This is a genomic window from Bacillus sp. URHA0034 (assembly GCF_056280405.1).
The window spans coordinates 3,817,343-3,835,512 of the sequence record NZ_JBWCDK010000002.1 but is presented as its reverse complement, the minus strand read 5'-3'; the positions used below and the strand labels follow the sequence as shown (position 1 = coordinate 3,835,512).

Below are 18,170 nucleotides of genomic sequence, written 5' to 3'. Positions count from 1 at the left end.
CAAGATTTTTCTCCTATTCCAAAAACAAAGCCTTTAGGTGGAGGTGAAATGAGTGTCAGGTGGACAAAAAGCACTTTTTTATATTCTATCGATACTTATTCCTATTGTTGGGATTATTTTAGGGATTGTTTGGATGAACGATCAGGACCCTGAGAAGAAAGTTGTGGGGAAAAACTGTTTAATTATCGCGATTGTGGTGACGATTTTAAGCTGTATTTGTTGGTTTGCTGCATCGGCATTGTCGATCATGCCGGCGGTTTCGGGGTATTAAAGTTTATAAGATTTGCAGGAAAAAGGACCCAATTTTGTATAATGGAAAATTGGGTTCTATAGTTGGAGGGGATAACGTTTGCTCCAAGTGATATTAAACTTTTTTGGCAGGGCTATCTGCCACCAGATAGAAGAACGATCACTTCATGTTTCTGGATTCGCGCTTTCCGTTTGTGCCCGGGATACCGGAATTTATATCGGAATCTTCTCCACACTAGTGTATTTACATATTTCTAAAAAGAAATCAAAAATTACTATACCCACAATTAAAATTAGTTTCCTTCTATTATTATTTATGATTCCTATGATGATTGATGGTTTCGGGTCATACAGCCATTTATTTCAAAGTAACAATATACGGAGATTAATTTCAGGTATTTGCTTTGGTTTTGTGCTTCCCTATTTTCTTTATCCGCTCTCTTTGGGAAAATCACTTGACTCTTCATGTGAACCTGTTATCCAAAAAAGTAAGGATTTTTTGGTTCCACTTTTATGTAGCAGTATCTTAGGAGGATTATTTTATTTCGGAATATTACCTTATTACCTCATGGACAGCTTAATTATTTTTACTGTTATTGTATGGATCAGTTTATGTGCCTCTTTCTTGATTCCATTTATTAAACAAACTTACTATAAACGGGTTATATCTATTTTTCTTAGTCTTTTTTTTCTTTCTATTTTATCTTTATTACACGCTTGGCTTGTTGATTATTTATAAATCATTGAAAATATATATTTAATAACTATCTAAAAATTTCTTTTGTTCCATAGACCCTCTTTCATGGTCTTGCGGATTTTTTCCAACTTGTTTTTTTCATAAAGTACATGCTCCTTGAAATTCCCAGGGTTTTCGACTCTTTATTTAGACTTTCTTCTTGATAACAATATTAGGAAAAAATATAATAATATATGAGAACACACGTTTCTTAGTTGTGATTCTGGAGGTGTTTTTATGGAAATTTGGGAAGCAGCATATATAGCGGGAATTATTGATGGAGAAGGAACCATAACATTAACTAGACTACATGAAAAAGAACATCGCCGGCCATGTATCACGATTGCTTCAACTGATAAAGAACTTTTAGACTATGTTCAAAAATTAACTAAAGGAACTATTAATAACAAGAAAAACTATAATCCCAAATGCCATAAGGACTCTTATACACTAATAATAAAGAACAAAGAAAACGTTCTAAACCTATTAAGGGATGTTACTCCATTTTTAAGAGTAGATAAAAAAAAGAATCGTGCTCTTTGGATATTAGAAAACTACGCAAAGGTCACGCCACGTAATGGAAAATACAACGAAGCATTACTAAAGAACAAATTAATGTTTGAGGAAAGTTTTTTTCAAATATAAAAAAGACCAGCATTTTCTGCTAGTCTTGTTATCCACCTATGTATGGTGGAGACGGCGGGACGTGCTCTTCCATGCTTTCGACATGGCACTGACTATATCTTGAACCTGTCCAAAAACAGGCCCTCTGGCGTCTTATGCGAAACATAAATTTACCTCTTCAAGGCAGGATTCGCATCCTAGTACTACCTTACTGCAAGGCAGCCTATAAGTCGATACACGGCTGTTGAATTACTTCACATACCGCTCGGCATTGCCCTATCGCTCAAGAGCGACTTAGGTTTCACCGATAAAGCCAGATTATCACTTGTATGTTACCACACAAGGCGACTAATAATTAATCGAACCCGCGTCCAAAGATATCGGCACTTAAGCATCTACGAGTGTAGTCGATATATTGGCGTTTCACTGAACCTTTTGCCTATCGACCGGCGTCCGGTCAGCTAGCCTGGTTGTTCTCTTCCTTCATCCTCAGGCGGTGGAATCCGGCGTAGCCCACTTAGAGTGAGTCCCTTACCCTACCACATGGGCAATGGAGGGAGGAACCGCTATGCAGTATTAAGCTGCGAAAGCGAGGTTGTTGTTAGTTTTGCCAGTTATGGCTTTGACGTTTTAACGAGGCCGATCCCCTCGACTCGCAACCTAAGCTCAAACTACCCCTGTCGAATCCGTAGCGTCCCCATTATAAAATGTGCTGAAATCTACTTAAAGATTTTAGCAGCAGACGTTAGGATGCTCGAACGAATGTTAGAGCAAAAGATTGTGCCGCTTCATCAGCGACAAACTTATTATAACACATTCAGAACATTTTTCAATTGTAAGTATCTGTAAAACAATTTCCAATTACATCTTTTGACGATCACGGAACGCTCTTTCAATCTCACGCTTTGCCTCTTTTTGCTTAAGAGATTCACGCTTATCATAATTCTTTTTACCCTTTGCTAAACCAATTAAAACCTTACAGAAGCCATTTTTTAAATAAAGCTTTAATGGGACAAGGGCATAACCTGCTTCTTTTGTTTCCCCAAGCAGTTTAGAAATTTCTCGTTTATGAAGCAATAGTTTACGTGTTCGCAATGGATCGTGATTAAAAATGTTGCCTTGCTCATACGGACTAACATGCATTCCAAACAGAATGGCTTCACCATTTTGAATCCGTGCATAGGCATCCTTCAGATTGACTTTCCCGGCACGAATCGATTTAATCTCGGTTCCCTGCAGCACAATCCCGGCTTCGTATGTTTCTTCTATAAAATAGTCATGGTAAGCCTTTTTGTTTTGCGCGACTACCTTTCCTGCACCTTTTGGCATTTGTTTCACCTCAACTCTATGGACTTATTTTAGCAGATTTACATAGCCTGTACAACGAGAAAGGGGCCTTGCGTTAAGGGCCCCATTCCTTTTATTTATTTTTTCTCTTTCTACTCTTAGATTTCGGTACATTATCATAAAATTTACGTTTACTTTTGCCTTTGCCACCTTGACCGCCGCCAGATTCAGACTTTTGGCCGCCATTTCGGCTGCTGCGTCCTTGTTTCCCTTCGCCCTGCTTATTCCGGCGCGGCTTCCGGGTATCGCTGCCTGTACTAAAGACTTTTGTCGTTTCTGGTCTTTCACGGCGAGTTCCTTTCATGCCGACAATTTCAAAATCAATTGAACGCTCGTCTTTATTTACTTTTACGACACGAACGGTAATTTCATCACCAATCCGGAACACATTTCCAGTACGCTCACCAATCATCGCATAATGGCGCTCGTCAAAACGATAATAATCATCGGTCATATAGCTGACATGAACTAGACCCTCAATCGTATTTGGCAGTTCGACAAACATACCAAAGTTGGTCACCGAGCTGATAATTCCATCATACTCAACGCCAATCTTGTCCTCCATATACTCCGCTTTCTTCAATTCATCCGTTTCACGCTCAGCATCAACAGCACGGCGCTCCATTTTGGAAGAATGCTCTGCTATTTCAGGCAGGCGGGCATTCCATTTTTCCCTTGTCGTCTCATCGAGTTTTCCTTCAATTAAATAGGTACGGATTAAGCGATGAACAATCGTATCGGGATAGCGGCGAATCGGTGACGTAAAATGGGTATAAAACTCAGTAGATAACCCAAAGTGTCCAAGGCTTTCCGGATAATATTTAGCTTGCTGCATAGAACGAAGCATCACAGTCGATATGACCATTTCTTCTGGTTTGCCTTGAACCTCTTCAATTATTTCCTGAAGTGCACGAGGATGCACATCGTTTGCTGTCCCTTTTACGATATAGCCAAAGTTGGTAATAAACTCAAAAAATCTCCGTAACTTATCTTCCTTTGGATCCTCGTGAATCCGGTAAATAAATGGAACTTCCATCCAGTGGAAATGCTCTGCAACCGTTTCGTTAGCAGCCAGCATGAATTCTTCAATTAACCGCTCGGCAACAGACCGTTCCCGTAAAACAACATCTGTTGGTTTTCCTTCCTCATCAACTAAAACCTTGGATTCTTTAAAATCAAAGTCGATAGCGCCTCGCTGCATCCGTTTGCTTCTAAGAATCTCAGCAAGATCTTCCATCATTTCAAACATTGGGACAAGCGATTCATACCTTGAACGCGTTTCTTCATCCTTGTCGGTAAGGATCCGATTCACATCATAGTAGGTCATCCGCTCCGTTGTTTTTATGACACTTTGAAAAATTTCATGCGAAACTACGGTTCCATCCGCTGAAATTTCCATTTCACAGGATAACACAAGACGATCCACTCGTGGGTTTAGCGAGCAAATCCCGTTTGAAAGGCGGTGCGGGATCATCGGAATCACTCGGTCTACTAAATAAACACTCGTTGCCCGTTCTTCTGCTTCAACGTCAATCGGCGTACCCTCTTTAACATAATAGCTGACATCGGCAATGTGGACACCAAGCTTATAGTTACCGTTCTCTAATTTTGTCACGGTAACCGCATCATCCAAGTCTTTTGCGTCAGCACCATCAATCGTCACAATCGTTTCATTCCGTAAATCGCGGCGATTCGCTAGTTCACTTTCATCAATTGTATCAGGTGTCTCATTGGCCTGCGTTAATACATCATCAGGAAATGCCATTGGCAGCCCGTGTTTATGTATGACGGATAAAATGTCTACGCCTGGGTCATTTTTATGTCCCAGTACTTGTATAACTTCACCTTCTGCACTTTTTCGTCCATCCGGGTAGGTAACAAGTTTAACGACCACTTTATGCCCTTCTACTGCTCCTTTAGAAGCATTCTTCGGAATAAAGATATCGTTCGCAAATTTTTTATCGTCCGGAATCACAAAGCCAAAACTTTTGCTCTCGACATAGGTCCCAACAATTTGCTGTACACCTCGTTCAATAATCCGAATAATACTACCTTCACGGCGAGAACCTGATGTTTCTGATGAAACTCGAGCAAGAACAATATCGCCATGCATAGCGGTGTTCGTTTCATTTGGCGGAATAAAAATATCGTCCATTCCCGGTTCATCTGGAACAACAAAGGCAAAACCTTTGGCATGTCCAATTAGTTTACCGCGGATTAAATTCATTTTTTGCGGCAGCCCGTAACGGTTGCTCCGCGTCCTTACAACAAGGCCTTTTTCCTCCATTTGGACTAGGGCCTTGACAAACTCTTTAAAGTCGCCGGAATCCTGGATGCCAAATGCTTCTTCCAGTTCCTGTACGGTTAATGGTTTGTAGGCTTCATCTCTCATATATTGCAAAAGCTTATCTATGTGCTTTTGAATTGTATCTTCCAAACTATTCCCTCCTTTGGGGTGCTTTATTATACATGCCAATCCAGCTTCTCTAAGAAGGCATAAACATCTTCATGAAGCTGTTCACGCTCTTTATCTAGCGTAATGACGTGTCCTGATTCTTCATACCACTTGATTTCTTTTATGGTCGATTCAATTTCGTTGTAAATGATGTTGGCACTCTCAGTATTAATCATTTTGTCGTGACGTGCTTGGACAACGAATGTTGGTGCATAGACCATATCTACATTGTTACGCACATCGGCAATTAATTGCTGAAGTGCCTTTAATGTTTTCATTGGAGTCTTTTTAAACTCATCCATTTCGCTTTCTATTTGTTCGTCTGTTTTTCCTTCATACCTTTTATATTCGCGGGCATAATCGAGAATTCCTTGGTACATGACCTCTTCACTTTTTATATGCATCGGGGCGCACATAGGTACAATACCCTTTATAGGTACAGTGTATCCCAATTTCAAGGAAAATACGCCGCCAAGTGAAAGTCCGGCGACTGCAATTTCTTGATGTCCGTTATTTTTTAAAAAATTGTATCCATTTATAACGTCCTGCCACCAATCCTCGGGACCCGTATGGACGAGTTCTTCCGGTGGTACGCCGTGGCCTTTATAGTGCGGTGCATGGCAGGTATAGCCTTTTTTTTCTAAAAACCGGCCCAGCATCCGGACATCTGCTGAATTTCCGGTAAAACCGTGGAGCAGCAAAACGGCACGTTTTCCTCCTTCAAAGGTAAATGGTTTCGGTGGTGCAACTTTCATGTTAAAAAACTCCTTTTAATTCTATTAGCTTCTATTAGTTTAAGCATTAAAAGAGGTAACATTCCAGAAAAAAGCCTTCCGCGGTGAATAGATGGGCGATGATGCGTAGGGAATCTTTTCAATTTAGATTAATTCCGGAGAGTTCAGCGATATTTCCGCAAATTTTTGATGAAATTCCGCCAACTCTTCATTTGAGGCAGACTTCAACCTTGGATTCCGTGAACTTATGGATTATTCCTGTATACTTGAACGTTTTTTCCGTGTGATTTCTAAATAATTCCGTACGTTTTCCCATTAATTCCGCGCATTTCTCAATTAATTCCGCGAACTCCTCATTTAAGGCAGGCTTCAACCTTGGATTCCGTGAACTTATGGATTATTTCTGTATACTTGAACGTTTTTTCCGTATGATTACTAATTAATTCCGTACGTTTTGCCATTAATTCCGCGCATTTCTCAATTAATTCCGCGAACTCTTCATTTGAGGCAGGCTTCAACCCTGGATTCCGTGAACTTATAGATTATTTCTGTATACTTGAACGTTTTATCCGTATGATTCCTAAATAATTCCGTACGTTTTTCCATTAATTCCGCGCATTTCTCAATTAATTCCGCGAACTCTTCATTTGAGGCAGGCTTCAACCCTGGATTCCGTGAACTTATGGATTATTTCTGTATACTTGAACGTTTTTTCCGTATGATTCCTAAATAATTCCGTACGTTTTACCATTAATTCCGCGCATTTCTCAATTAATTCCGCGAACTCTTCATTTGAGGCAGGCCTCAGCCTTGGATTCCGTAAACTTATGGATTATTTCTGCGGACTTGGACGTTTTTTCTGTTTGATCGCTAAATAATTCCGCGCATTTCTAAATTATTTCCGCCCCCCTGCAAACTCTCAAATAAAAAACAAAAAACCCGGCTCATATAGCCAGGTTTGAGTGTGTGATTCATTAAATCTGAAAATAAGTAACCGCAAGGGCTAGCAGGAAAAATAGTACCGATAATACAACCGTAATTCGGTGTAAAATCAAATCCATTCCTCGAGCCTTTTGCTTACCGAATAAAGTTTCAGCACCGCCAGAAATGGCACCAGATAAACCAGCACTCTTACCAGACTGTAGTAAAACCACTGCAATAAGAGCAATACTAACGATAACTAATAATGTTACGACTAATGCATGCATGTAAGCCACCTCCTGTTAGACGTACAGTTCACAGTATATTAAATTTACCATACTATTTCCCATTAGACAATAGTCGTTATTGTGACAAGTCTAAGGGAAATACCGTAAGCCTTATCGTTTAACCTTAAAGTTCTCTTCAATATACGCCTTCTCATCTGCTGACGATAAAATTCCGACTGCCTTGCCGACGGTACCGCCTTGCAGATTCCAAATTTGGTTATGATCCTTGTCTACAGATGAAAAATCTCCCTTCGACCAACGCTCTAAAATCTCTATGTAGACAGAGGAATTGGCATAGTGATTGGAATTCCTTTGAACTACTTTTAGAAGTTGATTTACACGCCCGGGTGTCAGTGGGATAGCCCCCCACTTCTTACTGGCCTCCACTTTTTGATGAGACATTTTATGAATCGCATCCATGACTTCATTTTCTGTCATATTCATTGGGAAATCCTTTTCAATTTCTTGGCTGTTCGGGTCATCCAGCTTAATCATTGACTGACCATCCTTTGATTTTTGCACTACTACCGTGACAGATTTTTTTTGAAAAGGAATCGAACCTGTTGTTCGATAATAAGAGAAGATCCCCAAGACCACCACCGCAATAATGATCATCACCCGCTGTGCCCATGATAATTGTTTGAAATACTTTTTCATAGTTTTACCCCACTTATCGCGTAAGTTGTTTATTTTACTATTAAACACAACGATGTGATTTCCCTGCTTGACATCTTCAAGAATTAAAAAAGCCCCCGTCACAGGAACGGGAGCTTTGCGTTTATAAAGAATTATTTCTTCAAGTTATAGAAAGATTTAAGGCCGTTGTATTGAGCTGTTTCAGCCAATTGGTCTTCGATACGAAGCAATTGGTTGTACTTCGCAACACGGTCTGTACGTGATGGAGCACCAGTCTTGATTTGACCAGCATTTGTTGCAACAGCGATATCAGCGATTGTGCTGTCTTCTGTTTCACCAGAACGGTGAGAGATAACAGCTGTATAACCTGCACGCTTAGCCATTTCGATTGCATCAAACGTTTCAGTAAGAGTACCGATTTGGTTAACTTTGATAAGGATGGAGTTGCCGATTCCTTTTTCAATACCTTCAGCAAGCTTCTTAGTGTTAGTTACGAACAAGTCGTCACCAACTAATTGAACTTTTTTGCCAAGGCGCTCAGTTAATAGCTTGTGGCCTTCCCAGTCGTTTTCATCTAAACCGTCTTCGATAGAGATGATTGGGTATTTAGAAGAAAGTTCTTCGTACCAGTCAACCATTTCTGCAGATGTTTTTACAACACCCTCACCAGAAAGATGGTATTTTCCGTCTTCTTTGTTGTAGAACTCAGATGATGCTGCATCCATTGCAAGGAATACTTCTTGACCTGGCTTGTAACCAGCTTTTTCGATTGCTTCTACGATCGTTTGAAGAGCTTCTTCGTTTGATCCTAAGTTTGGAGCAAATCCACCTTCGTCACCTACAGCAGTGTTGAGGCCTTTGCCTTTTAATACAGAACGTAATGTATGGAAGATTTCAGCGCCCATGCGAAGTGCTTCTTTGAAGTTTGGAGCACCTACAGGCATGATCATGAATTCTTGAATATCAACGTTATTATCAGCGTGCTCTCCGCCGTTAACAATGTTCATCATTGGCACTGGAAGCTGCTTCGCATTGAAACCGCCAAGGTATTGGTATAAAGGTACGCCAAGGTAGTCAGCAGCAGCACGAGCTACAGCAAGAGATACACCAAGAATCGCGTTTGCACCTAATTTACCTTTGTTTTCAGTTCCGTCTAATTCGATCAAAGCGCGGTCAACAGCCACTTGATCAAGAACGCTTAATTCTTCTTGAACTAAGTGTGGAGCAATGATTGTGTTTACATTCTCAACAGCTTTAAGAACACCTTTACCAAGGTAACGTTCTTTGTCGCCATCACGAAGTTCAACTGCTTCGTATTCACCAGTTGAAGCACCACTTGGAACTAAAGCGCGGCCAAATGCGCCAGAATCAGTTGTTACTTCTACCTCGATAGTTGGGTTACCGCGGGAATCTAATACTTCACGAGCGTATACATCTAAAATATATGGCATTTAATTTCTCTCCTTAAAAATAATAATTTATTTGATTAATGAAGTTCCAGTCATTTCAGCTGGTTTTTCCACATTTAATAAATCTAACATGGTTGGCGCTAAGTCACCAAGAATACCGCCATCACGAAGCTCGACACCCTGCTTCGTTACAATCACTGGTACCGGGTTGGTGGTGTGGGCTGTCATTGGCTCGCCTTCAAGTGTTACCACTTCGTCGGCATTACCGTGGTCAGCTGTAATAATTGCTGTTCCGCCTTTTTCAAGGATTAAATCAACAATTTTACCTAAGCATTCATCAACGGTTTCAATCGCTTTAACGGTAGGTTCTAGCATACCTGAGTGGCCAACCATGTCTGGGTTAGCAAAGTTCAACAGGATGGCATCAAACTTATCATTTTGGATTTCATTCATTAACGCATCGGTTACTTCATAAGCGCTCATTTCGGGCTGAAGGTCATAGGTTGCAACCTTTGGAGAATTGATTAAAATTCGTTCTTCTCCAGGGAATTTCGCCTCACGTCCGCCGCTCATAAAGAACGTAACATGCGGATATTTTTCGGTTTCGGCTATCCTTAGCTGCTTTAAATTATTTTGTGACAGGACTTCACCGATTGTGTTATCAAGATTTGTTGGCTTAAACGCCACATAACCGTCAACAGATTCACTGAAGTGTGTTAAGCAGACAAAGAATAAATTCTTGGGATGCTTAGGTCCGCGGTCAAAGTCACGGAAATCTCCATTTGTGAAGGTATTAGAGATCTGAATGGCACGGTCAGGACGGAAGTTATAAAAAATAACGGCATCATTGTCTTGAATTGTAGCCACAGGCTGTCCATCTTCTTTTGTAATCACAGATGGGATGACGAATTCATCATAAATTCCGTGTTCATAGGAATCCTTCACAACGTCTAATGGATTAGAGTAGGCAGGTCCTTCACCATAAACCATTGAGCGGTATGATTTTTCTACACGCTCCCAACGTTTGTCACGGTCCATTGAATAATAGCGCCCGGAAACCGTTGCGAATTCACCAACGCCATACTCCTTCATTTTGTCCAGTGTTTGCTGAATATATGATTCGGCAGTTTTTGGACCAACATCACGTCCATCCAAAAAAGCATGAATGTAAACTTTTTCAACACCTTCTTCTTTGGCAAGCTTAAGGAGCGCAAACATATGCTGAATATGACTATGAACGCCCCCGTCAGATAGTAAGCCAAATAAATGAAGAGCGGTTCCATTCTTTTTTACATGCTCCATTGCTCCAGTAAAGGTTTCATTTTTTTCAAATTCGCCTTCACGAATCGCAATATTTACACGCGTTAAGCTTTGGTATACAATTCGGCCAGCCCCAATATTTAAGTGGCCAACCTCCGAGTTACCCATTTGTCCTTCTGGTAGACCAACAGCCTCACCAGATGCAGTTAAATGGGCATGTGGATATGTGTCCCAAAAGCGGTCAAAGTTCGGCTTTTTCGCATGCGCCACCGCATTTCCTTTTGTTTCGCTTCTGCATCCAAATCCATCAAGGATGATCAGCGCAACTGGAGATTTACTCATACTGACCTGCCTCCAGTAGCTTTAAAAATGATTGTGCTTCAAGGCTTGCTCCGCCTACTAATGCACCATCAATATCTGGCTGTGCCATGTATTCTTTGATGTTCTCTGGTTTTACACTGCCGCCGTACTGAATACGGACAGCATCGGCAACATCTTGTGAGAATTGTTGTGCTACAACTTGACGGATATGAGCACAAACTTCATTCGCATCTACAGAAGTAGAAGATTTGCCTGTTCCAATCGCCCAGATTGGTTCGTAAGCAATAACGGATTGCTTTACTTGCTCATCTGTTAAACCAGTTAGCGCTTTTGCTACCTGATCGCCAACTAATTGGTTTGTTTCGCCATTTTCACGCTGCTCAAGTGTTTCACCACAGCAAATGATCGGTGTTAAGTTATAGTTAAAAGCAGCAAGTGCTTTTTTATTAACAGACTCGTCTGTTTCATTGAACATTTCACGGCGTTCAGAGTGTCCGATAATGACATATTGAACACCAAGGTCAGCGATTGCTTTCGGGCTGATTTCACCTGTGAAGGCTCCGCTTTCTTCGAAGTGCATATTTTGAGCACCAATTTTTACGTTCGTACCTTCTGTTACTTCGACAAGACTTTGTAAAAATAAAGCCGGGGCACAAATAACAGATTCCATTGTGTCGGAAGGAGGTACAAGCCCTTTTACTTCCTCTGCAAAGCTTTTTGCTTCAGAAAGGGTTTTGTTCATTTTCCAGTTACCTGCAATGATTGGTTTACGCATGGTGGCACATCCTTTCATAATTACGTTCGTCGCCAATTATTAATATCTATCAAAAAACGGTTAATATCTATCGTAAATTTGTAAAAGTATTGTTAATATCTTATTTCCTGAGATATTAGTCTTATTTATCGTTTAATGCCACAACGCCAGGAAGTGCTTTACCTTCCATAAACTCAAGTGAAGCGCCGCCGCCTGTAGAGATATGGCTCATTTTGTCCGCTAAGTCGAACTTTTCAACAGCAGCTGCTGAGTCCCCGCCGCCAATGACAGAATATGTACCTTCAGATTCAGCAAGTGCTTCTGCTACTGCTTTTGTTCCATTAGCAAATGCATCAAGCTCAAATACGCCCATTGGTCCATTCCAAATAACAAGCTTAGACTTTTTGATAACGTCAGCATAAATTTCTCTTGTTTTTGGTCCGATATCAAGGGCTTCCCAATCAGCTGGAATTTCTTCAATCGAAACGACTTTTTTATTGGCATCATTAGAGAAATCATCAGCTACTACCACATCAACTGGCATATAGAAGTTGACACCTTTTTGTTTTGCCTTTTCCACGAAAGAGTTAGCAAGATCCATTTTGTCTGCTTCTAATAATGATTTACCAATCTCATGGCCTTGAGCTTTTACGAATGTATAAGCCAAACCGCCGCCGATGATTAGGTTGTCAACTAGTTCAAGCAGGTTTTCGATTACACCGATTTTGTCCTTTACCTTAGCACCACCGATGATCGCTGTAAAAGGACGTTCAGGATTTGATAGAGCCTTGCCAAGAACATCAAGTTCTTTTTCCATTAAGAAACCTGAAACTGCAGGCAGGTTGTGTGCAATACCTTCAGTTGACGCATGTGCACGGTGAGCAGCTCCAAATGCATCATTTACATAGACATCAGCAAGTTCAGCAAAGTTTCTAGCTAACTCAGGATCATTCTTCTCTTCCCCAGGATAGAAGCGAACATTTTCAAGTAGAAGAATATCGCCTTCATTCATACTATCAATGATAGCTTTAACAGAATCGCCATATGCCTCGTCAGCCTTCTTAACTTCTTTGCCAAGAATTTCAGAAAGTCTTACACCAACTGGGGTAAGGCGCATTTCTTCAACAACTTGACCTTTTGGACGACCAAAGTGGCTGGCTAAAATAACTTTAGCTCCTTGTTCCATCAAGTATTGAATTGTCGGTAAAGCTGCGCGAATTCGTGTTTCGTCAGTGATTTTTCCATCCTGCATAGGAACGTTAAAATCTACGCGGCAAAAAACTCGTTTGCCTTTTACATCGATATCCTTAAGTGTTTTCTTGTTCATGTGTAAAGGACCTCCATTTTGCGCGGTGCTTCAGACCGCTCGAATATAAGTTCATAAATCAAACAAAAAAGGAGGGGGAATCTTCCCCGCTCCCCTTTGGAAAACATTAAATTATATAATCTTAAGGATTAAAGTCCTTTTGATGCGATGTAATCTACTAGGTCTACAACGCGGTTAGAGTAACCAACTTCGTTGTCGTACCAAGATAATACTTTTACCATGTTGCCTTCAAGAACCATTGTTGATAATGCATCGATTGTTGAAGAAACAGTTGCGCCATTGTAGTCAGTAGAAACTAATGGAAGATCGCTGTATGCAAGAATGCCTTTTAATGGACCTTCAGCAGCTGTTTTTAATGCTTGGTTAACTTCATCAGCTGTAACATCTCTTTCTAATTCTGCTACTAAGTCAACAACAGAAACGTTTGGAGTTGGAACACGCATTGCCATACCGTTTAATTTACCTTTTAATTCAGGTAATACAAGCGCAACAGCTTTAGCAGCACCAGTTGAAGTTGGGATCATGTTTTCTGCAGCTGCACGTGCACGACGGTAGTCTTTGTGTGGTAAGTCAAGGATTTGTTGGTCATTTGTATATGAGTGAACAGTTGTCATCATACCACGCTTGATACCGAATGTATCGTTCAATACTTTTGCAAATGGAGCTAAGCAGTTTGTAGTACATGATGCGTTAGATAATACATGGTGGTTATTTGCATCATATTTATCTTCGTTTACACCCATAACAATTGTGATATCTTCGTTGTCTGCTGGAGCAGAGATGATTACTTTCTTAGCGCCTGCTTCTAAGTGTTTCGCAGCATCTTCACGCTTTGTGAAACGGCCAGTAGATTCAACAACCACTTCTACTCCTAGGTCGCCCCAGCCAAGTTGTGCAGGATCGCGCTCAGCGATAACTTTTACTTTGTGTCCGCCAACTACTAGATATTCACCATCAACTGTTACATCTTCAGAAAGAGTTCCGTGAACAGTGTCATATTTTAAAAGGTGTGCAAGCATTTTTGCATCTGTTAAGTCGTTAATTGCAACGATTTCCACATTGCTATTGTTTAGAGCCGCACGAAATACGTTACGACCGATACGTCCAAATCCATTAATACCAACTTTAACTGTCATGATAAATTTCCTCCTTTGTTTGGGTAAAGCTATATTTTTTAAAAGGAATTACCCTTTCAATAACGTTTTTGCTGCACCTTCATCGGTAATTAAAATCGTCGATTTCGGTGCTTGTTTTAAATAGGCCTTTATGGCCTTGGCTTTTGATGTCCCGCCTGCAACCGCAATTACATGGGGGATATGCTTTAGATCCTCGAGCTGGAGTCCAATCGTTAGAACCTTATGGACAATCTCGCCCTCTTCATTAAAATAATACCCAAATGCCTCGCCTACAGCCTTCCCTTCTTCAAGTTTCGTCTTGATTTCAGGGTTGGTTTTTCGCCGCTCAGCCATTGTAATAGCATCCCCAATTCCATGGAGAACCATGCTGGCTGATTGAATTAAAGTTAAGACCTCGTGGATATCAGGCTCTTTGATCAGGGATTCGTAAATTTCCGAACTAACCTGACCCGGGACATATAAAACTCGATGCCGGGAATCAGTGTTTTGTGCCATATTCGAGCAAATGGTGTTTGCCTGATTATGTACATCTTCTCCAACCCCGCCCCTTGCCGGAACAAACAGCATTTCCTTCTGGGTTAAATCGGGTGAAAGTCTTTCCGCAACGGCAGCCATGGTTGAACCGCCAGTGACAGCGATGATATTTTTCCCGCCTAGAAGCTTTTTCATACAAGATGCAGTAGCCTTGCCGAGTTCACCTTTGACCATCGATGATTCGTCACTATCACCTGGGACGATAATCACCTTTTTAATGCCGAGCCGGTGTTTTAATTCTAGTTCCATGACGTCTATACCCTTTAGCTCACGCATTAAACCTTCTAAATCTTCAAGTAAATTTTTCCCTTCCACCGTTAAACTCATTCCTACAGTATTTGTATGAATAAGATTTTGCTCTTTGAGGAAATCTACTTCACTGCGAAGTATTCTTTCGGTAAGCCCAAGGCTGACAGCTAAGCTCCTTCTTCCTACTGGCTGCATGTATCCTATGTATCGTAAAATAGTGTGTCGCTTCTGCAGGACTTGAAGGAGATCGGGTAATAATCTTTTTTGAATATCAATAAATGACTGCATGAACTGCATGCTCCTTTATTATATGTAGTTGGTCGTAAAATGTCCACCATAGACAAATTATGTCCCACCTACGCTAAAAAAAATCACCCCTGCTACGATTTTCATTGTAACAGGAGTGAAAACTCATTTCAACTCATTTACTTCAGTTTTTTTCTTGTAAACGATTACTTATGTCAAATTTGTCAACATATCCAAATCCCACTTCTTCCCCGTCCAAATGGACAACCGGAATCATGAGACCATATAGTTCTGTTAATTCATCACTTGTGTCAATATCAATTTCTTCAAGCCGAAACTTCCAGTCCTTCTGCAATTCTACTATAGTATTTTTGGCTTTGTCACAGAGTGGACAGCGATTTCTTGTATATAACGTAATCGTCTGCATTTCTTTTAATCCTTTCCTTGATTACACAAACCGTTTCCTTTTAGCTGAGGATGGAATGCCCAACTGCTCTCGGTACTTAGCGACAGTTCTTCGTGAGACTAGGATGCCATTTTGCCTCTTCAGCTGTTCAACCATCTCTTGGTCCGACAGTGGTTTTTCCTTATTTTCTTGGGTCACCAACAAACTAATTTCTTTTTTCACCAGTGTAGAAGATGTACTCTCATCGTCTGAGGTTTGGATCGTACTAGTGAAAAAAGTTTTTAACGGATAGGTACCTATTGGTGTTTGCACATATTTTTCCCGGACGGCCCGGCTGACTGTAGATTCATGAATCTCTAGTTCAGCGGCGATTTCTTTCATCGTCATGGGTACTAAGTGTTGACTTCCCTTTTGAAAAAAGGCCGGTTGTTTTTCAACAATCTTGGCTACTACCTTTGTAAGAGTTTCTTTTCGCTGCTCAATACTTTTTAAAATCCATTGGTAGTCTTGGACTTTATCCTGCAGGAAGCGGCTGACCTGTTGATTCTGTTTATGAAACTTTTGATAATAAGGCTCATTAAACCGAATCCGCGGCAGCGATTTATCAAACATACGGACTGTTAATCCCTCATTCGTCTGTTCAATAACCGCATCGGGAATAATATAGGTGGTTGGCTCCTGTCGCAGTAAGGCGCCAGGTTTTGGGTTTAGCTGCTGGATTTCATCAAAAACATCTTGCAGTTCCTTCATACTTACACCTAATTCTTTTGCAATCGGCTTCCACTTTTTCTCGGCAAAGGGAATAAAGTAGGTGGATAGAATCGTTTGTGCTAGTTCGTCATTAGGATTTTTATAATAACATTGCATGAGCAGGCATTCTTGCAGATCTCTTGCCCCGATACCAGCCGGCTCGAGTGTTTGAATTATCGCGAGGCAGTCCTCTATGATGTCCAACTCCACATTCAATTTAAGGGCAATCTCAGTAAGGCTGCCCTTAAAGTAACCGTTTTCATCTATATTTTTGATTAAGTGGCGAATCGCTTTCATTTGCTCAGCCGTTAAGTTTTTAATGTTAAGTTGAGAGATTAAATGTTCCTCAAGCGAAAAGGGTTTGTCTGCAATCTGTTCAATCCAGTCCTTTTCAGACTTTTGATGCTTCCGACGGTTACGGTCGATTAGCGGATTCATCGGTTTAACATTCACATTTTCGATCTTTAGGAGTGGATTTTCCAATGCCTTATCTTCTAAAAAAGCAGCCAGCTCTTGGGCAGAATACTGCAATAAGGCGATTGCCTGCGACAACTCCTGTGTCATGGTTAATTTTAATGTTTGCTGCTGCCATAAACCCGGTTTTAAATCCATCATGCTCACCCCTCCTTTTCTATTTTACACGATGAGTGGATATCCGTGTAAAAATTATTTGGTTATCCTATTTAATAAGAAAGTTTTATTAAAATAATGAACGAAAAACCAGCGCTGAAGTGTTTTCATCACTGGCTTTTCTAAAATTCACCTATCTTCACTTTGAACTTAGCCTAATCCTCGAAAATCCGGACATCCAAGTCAACTGTTAATGTTTGAGCAGCTGTCCCGGTATAAACACCTTTTACAGGGACAATATCTCGATAATCACGGCCATGGCCAATTTTGACATAACGCCAATTTACCATCCCATTATTTGTTGGATCGTAACCTACCCACCCTTTTCCAGGCACGTATGCTTCTACCCAAGCGTGGGAAGCCTGCTCATAATCAGCATGTCCACCTTGTAAATCTCCGATAAAATGGTACCCGCTGACATACCTGGCAGGAATGTCCTTCGATCGGCAAACCGCAATCATCAAATGAGCAAAATCCTGGCAACCCCTTAAGTGTTTCTTCAACGGTGGTATGGACGTCTGCTGCAGATGGATCATAGATAAAGTTCAAATGGATACATTCGGAATTTTTTTCAAATGGAGAAAAATCCCACCAGATGTTTCTTTTCGGGAGAGCCTCCGGAGAGCTCCTCTCCTTCATAAAAAAAGCAATAACCTATTTCCGCACCGATTTGATTTACCATACTTTAAAGTTGATTCAATAATAATTGCAGGTCTTTGCTGGACATTCTTTCAAAATTGATACCGGCTGACAAATTCCCTTTCATGCCTGCCATAAGACGATTTAAATCGGAGTATCTGACTAAATAATAATCTTTTTCAATTATTTCCAAAAACATTTCTAGGTTGGTAAAAGAGAACATGATTGATCGTGGGAAAGCTTTGTTGAGTACGAGAAATTCTACCATTGTATCTGCTTTTATTTGGTCAGCATGATATGTGCGGAATGCCTCTAAACCTTATAGACTCTCTAAAATGGAGAGCAACCGTACTCGTTTGTGTCCGTTAGCCAGAGGTAAAAGGAATTAATCGCATCCCATATCTTTTCTGGCAGCTGCCCCCTTACGACGCGGACATTTTTCCTTGCCTTTTCCAAAGAGGAAAGAATTGAATTTTCATAGGTACGCCCAAAAGTCAGATATTCAAGCAGCTGTTTATGG

The 18,170-nt window shown here is 40.7% G+C and carries 17 protein-coding genes, 1 other RNA gene and 2 pseudogenes; 3 read left to right on the top strand and 17 right to left on the bottom strand.

What is annotated here, in order from left to right:
* Positions 1–52 precede the first annotated feature (52 nt).
* The 3 genes from ACZ9EE_RS20405 (at position 53) to ACZ9EE_RS20395 (ending at position 1,630) form a co-directional block, all read left to right on the top strand.
* Positions 53–271 carry a hypothetical protein gene (locus ACZ9EE_RS20405; protein ID WP_476029987.1) on the top strand — a complete coding sequence of 73 codons (219 nt, stop codon included), beginning with the start codon at positions 53–55 and terminating at the stop codon, positions 269–271.
* Between the two features lie 87 nt (positions 272–358).
* Positions 359–988, top strand: coding sequence for a DUF2085 domain-containing protein (locus ACZ9EE_RS20400; RefSeq protein ID WP_476033029.1), 630 nt, complete (start codon positions 359–361; stop codon positions 986–988).
* Positions 989–1,222: 234 nt separating this feature from the next.
* Complete coding sequence (locus tag ACZ9EE_RS20395) at positions 1,223–1,630, top strand: LAGLIDADG family homing endonuclease (protein ID WP_476029985.1); 408 nt, start codon at positions 1,223–1,225, stop codon at positions 1,628–1,630.
* Positions 1,631–1,965: 335 nt separating this feature from the next.
* Here the strand turns inward: ACZ9EE_RS20395 and ssrA are convergent.
* The 17 genes and pseudogenes from ssrA to ACZ9EE_RS20310 form a co-directional block, all read right to left on the bottom strand.
* Positions 1,966–2,300, bottom strand: a transfer-messenger RNA (tmRNA) gene (gene ssrA / locus ACZ9EE_RS20390).
* A gap of 170 nt (positions 2,301–2,470) precedes the next feature.
* Complete coding sequence (smpB, locus tag ACZ9EE_RS20385; protein ID WP_166239583.1) at positions 2,471–2,938, bottom strand: SsrA-binding protein SmpB; 468 nt, start codon at positions 2,936–2,938, stop codon at positions 2,471–2,473.
* Between the two features lie 91 nt (positions 2,939–3,029).
* Positions 3,030–5,348 (bottom strand): ribonuclease R, encoded by a 2,319-nt coding sequence (gene rnr, locus ACZ9EE_RS20380; RefSeq protein ID WP_476033028.1) that lies wholly within the window; start codon positions 5,346–5,348, stop codon positions 3,030–3,032.
* Between the two features lie 71 nt (positions 5,349–5,419).
* A complete protein-coding gene (locus ACZ9EE_RS20375; RefSeq protein WP_476029983.1) occupies positions 5,420–6,166 on the bottom strand; it encodes an alpha/beta hydrolase in 747 nt (248 codons plus the stop codon).
* 953 nt (positions 6,167–7,119) lie between these two features.
* The gene (gene secG / locus ACZ9EE_RS20370) at positions 7,120–7,353 is read right to left on the bottom strand and encodes a preprotein translocase subunit SecG (protein ID WP_476029981.1); all 234 of its coding nucleotides are present in this window, start codon (positions 7,351–7,353) and stop codon (positions 7,120–7,122) included.
* 111 nt (positions 7,354–7,464) lie between these two features.
* Entirely contained in the window at positions 7,465–8,010 is a 546-nt protein-coding gene (locus tag ACZ9EE_RS20365) for a DUF6241 domain-containing protein (protein ID WP_476029979.1), read from the bottom strand.
* 131 nt (positions 8,011–8,141) lie between these two features.
* Positions 8,142–9,440: a phosphopyruvate hydratase gene (gene eno, locus ACZ9EE_RS20360; protein ID WP_335500707.1), complete on the bottom strand. Its 1,299-nt coding sequence runs from the start codon at positions 9,438–9,440 to the stop codon at positions 8,142–8,144.
* A gap of 27 nt (positions 9,441–9,467) precedes the next feature.
* On the bottom strand, positions 9,468–11,000 hold the full coding sequence (gene gpmI, locus ACZ9EE_RS20355) for a 2,3-bisphosphoglycerate-independent phosphoglycerate mutase (protein ID WP_476029977.1): 1,533 nt from the start codon (positions 10,998–11,000) through the stop codon (positions 9,468–9,470).
* Positions 10,993–11,754: a triose-phosphate isomerase gene (gene tpiA / locus ACZ9EE_RS20350; protein ID WP_476029975.1), complete on the bottom strand. Its 762-nt coding sequence runs from the start codon at positions 11,752–11,754 to the stop codon at positions 10,993–10,995. The genes gpmI and tpiA overlap by 8 nt, the downstream gene beginning before the upstream one ends.
* 121 nt (positions 11,755–11,875) lie before the next feature.
* Positions 11,876–13,060, bottom strand: a complete 1,185-nt coding sequence (locus ACZ9EE_RS20345) for a phosphoglycerate kinase (protein ID WP_476029973.1) — start codon at positions 13,058–13,060, stop codon at positions 11,876–11,878.
* A 128-nt stretch (positions 13,061–13,188) separates the two neighbouring features.
* Positions 13,189–14,196: a type I glyceraldehyde-3-phosphate dehydrogenase gene (gap, locus tag ACZ9EE_RS20340; RefSeq protein ID WP_476029971.1), complete on the bottom strand. Its 1,008-nt coding sequence runs from the start codon at positions 14,194–14,196 to the stop codon at positions 13,189–13,191.
* 48 nt (positions 14,197–14,244) lie between these two features.
* Positions 14,245–15,267 carry a sugar-binding transcriptional regulator gene (locus ACZ9EE_RS20335; protein WP_476029969.1) on the bottom strand — a complete coding sequence of 341 codons (1,023 nt, stop codon included), beginning with the start codon at positions 15,265–15,267 and terminating at the stop codon, positions 14,245–14,247.
* Between the two features lie 142 nt (positions 15,268–15,409).
* Positions 15,410–15,652: a glutaredoxin family protein gene (locus tag ACZ9EE_RS20330; protein ID WP_476029968.1), complete on the bottom strand. Its 243-nt coding sequence runs from the start codon at positions 15,650–15,652 to the stop codon at positions 15,410–15,412.
* Between the two features lie 21 nt (positions 15,653–15,673).
* Positions 15,674–16,993 carry an RNA polymerase factor sigma-54 gene (gene rpoN, locus ACZ9EE_RS20325; RefSeq protein WP_476033027.1) on the bottom strand — a complete coding sequence of 440 codons (1,320 nt, stop codon included), beginning with the start codon at positions 16,991–16,993 and terminating at the stop codon, positions 15,674–15,676.
* A 173-nt stretch (positions 16,994–17,166) separates the two neighbouring features.
* A pseudogene (locus ACZ9EE_RS20320) lies at positions 17,167–17,566 on the bottom strand (transglutaminase-like domain-containing protein); the annotation flags it as partial.
* Positions 17,567–17,696: 130 nt separating this feature from the next.
* Positions 17,697–17,954, bottom strand: a pseudogene (locus ACZ9EE_RS20315) (alpha-E domain-containing protein); the annotation flags it as partial.
* A 26-nt stretch (positions 17,955–17,980) separates the two neighbouring features.
* Positions 17,981–18,160 carry an alpha-E domain-containing protein gene (locus tag ACZ9EE_RS20310; protein WP_476033025.1) on the bottom strand — a complete coding sequence of 60 codons (180 nt, stop codon included), beginning with the start codon at positions 18,158–18,160 and terminating at the stop codon, positions 17,981–17,983.
* Positions 18,161–18,170: the final 10 nt, after the last annotated feature.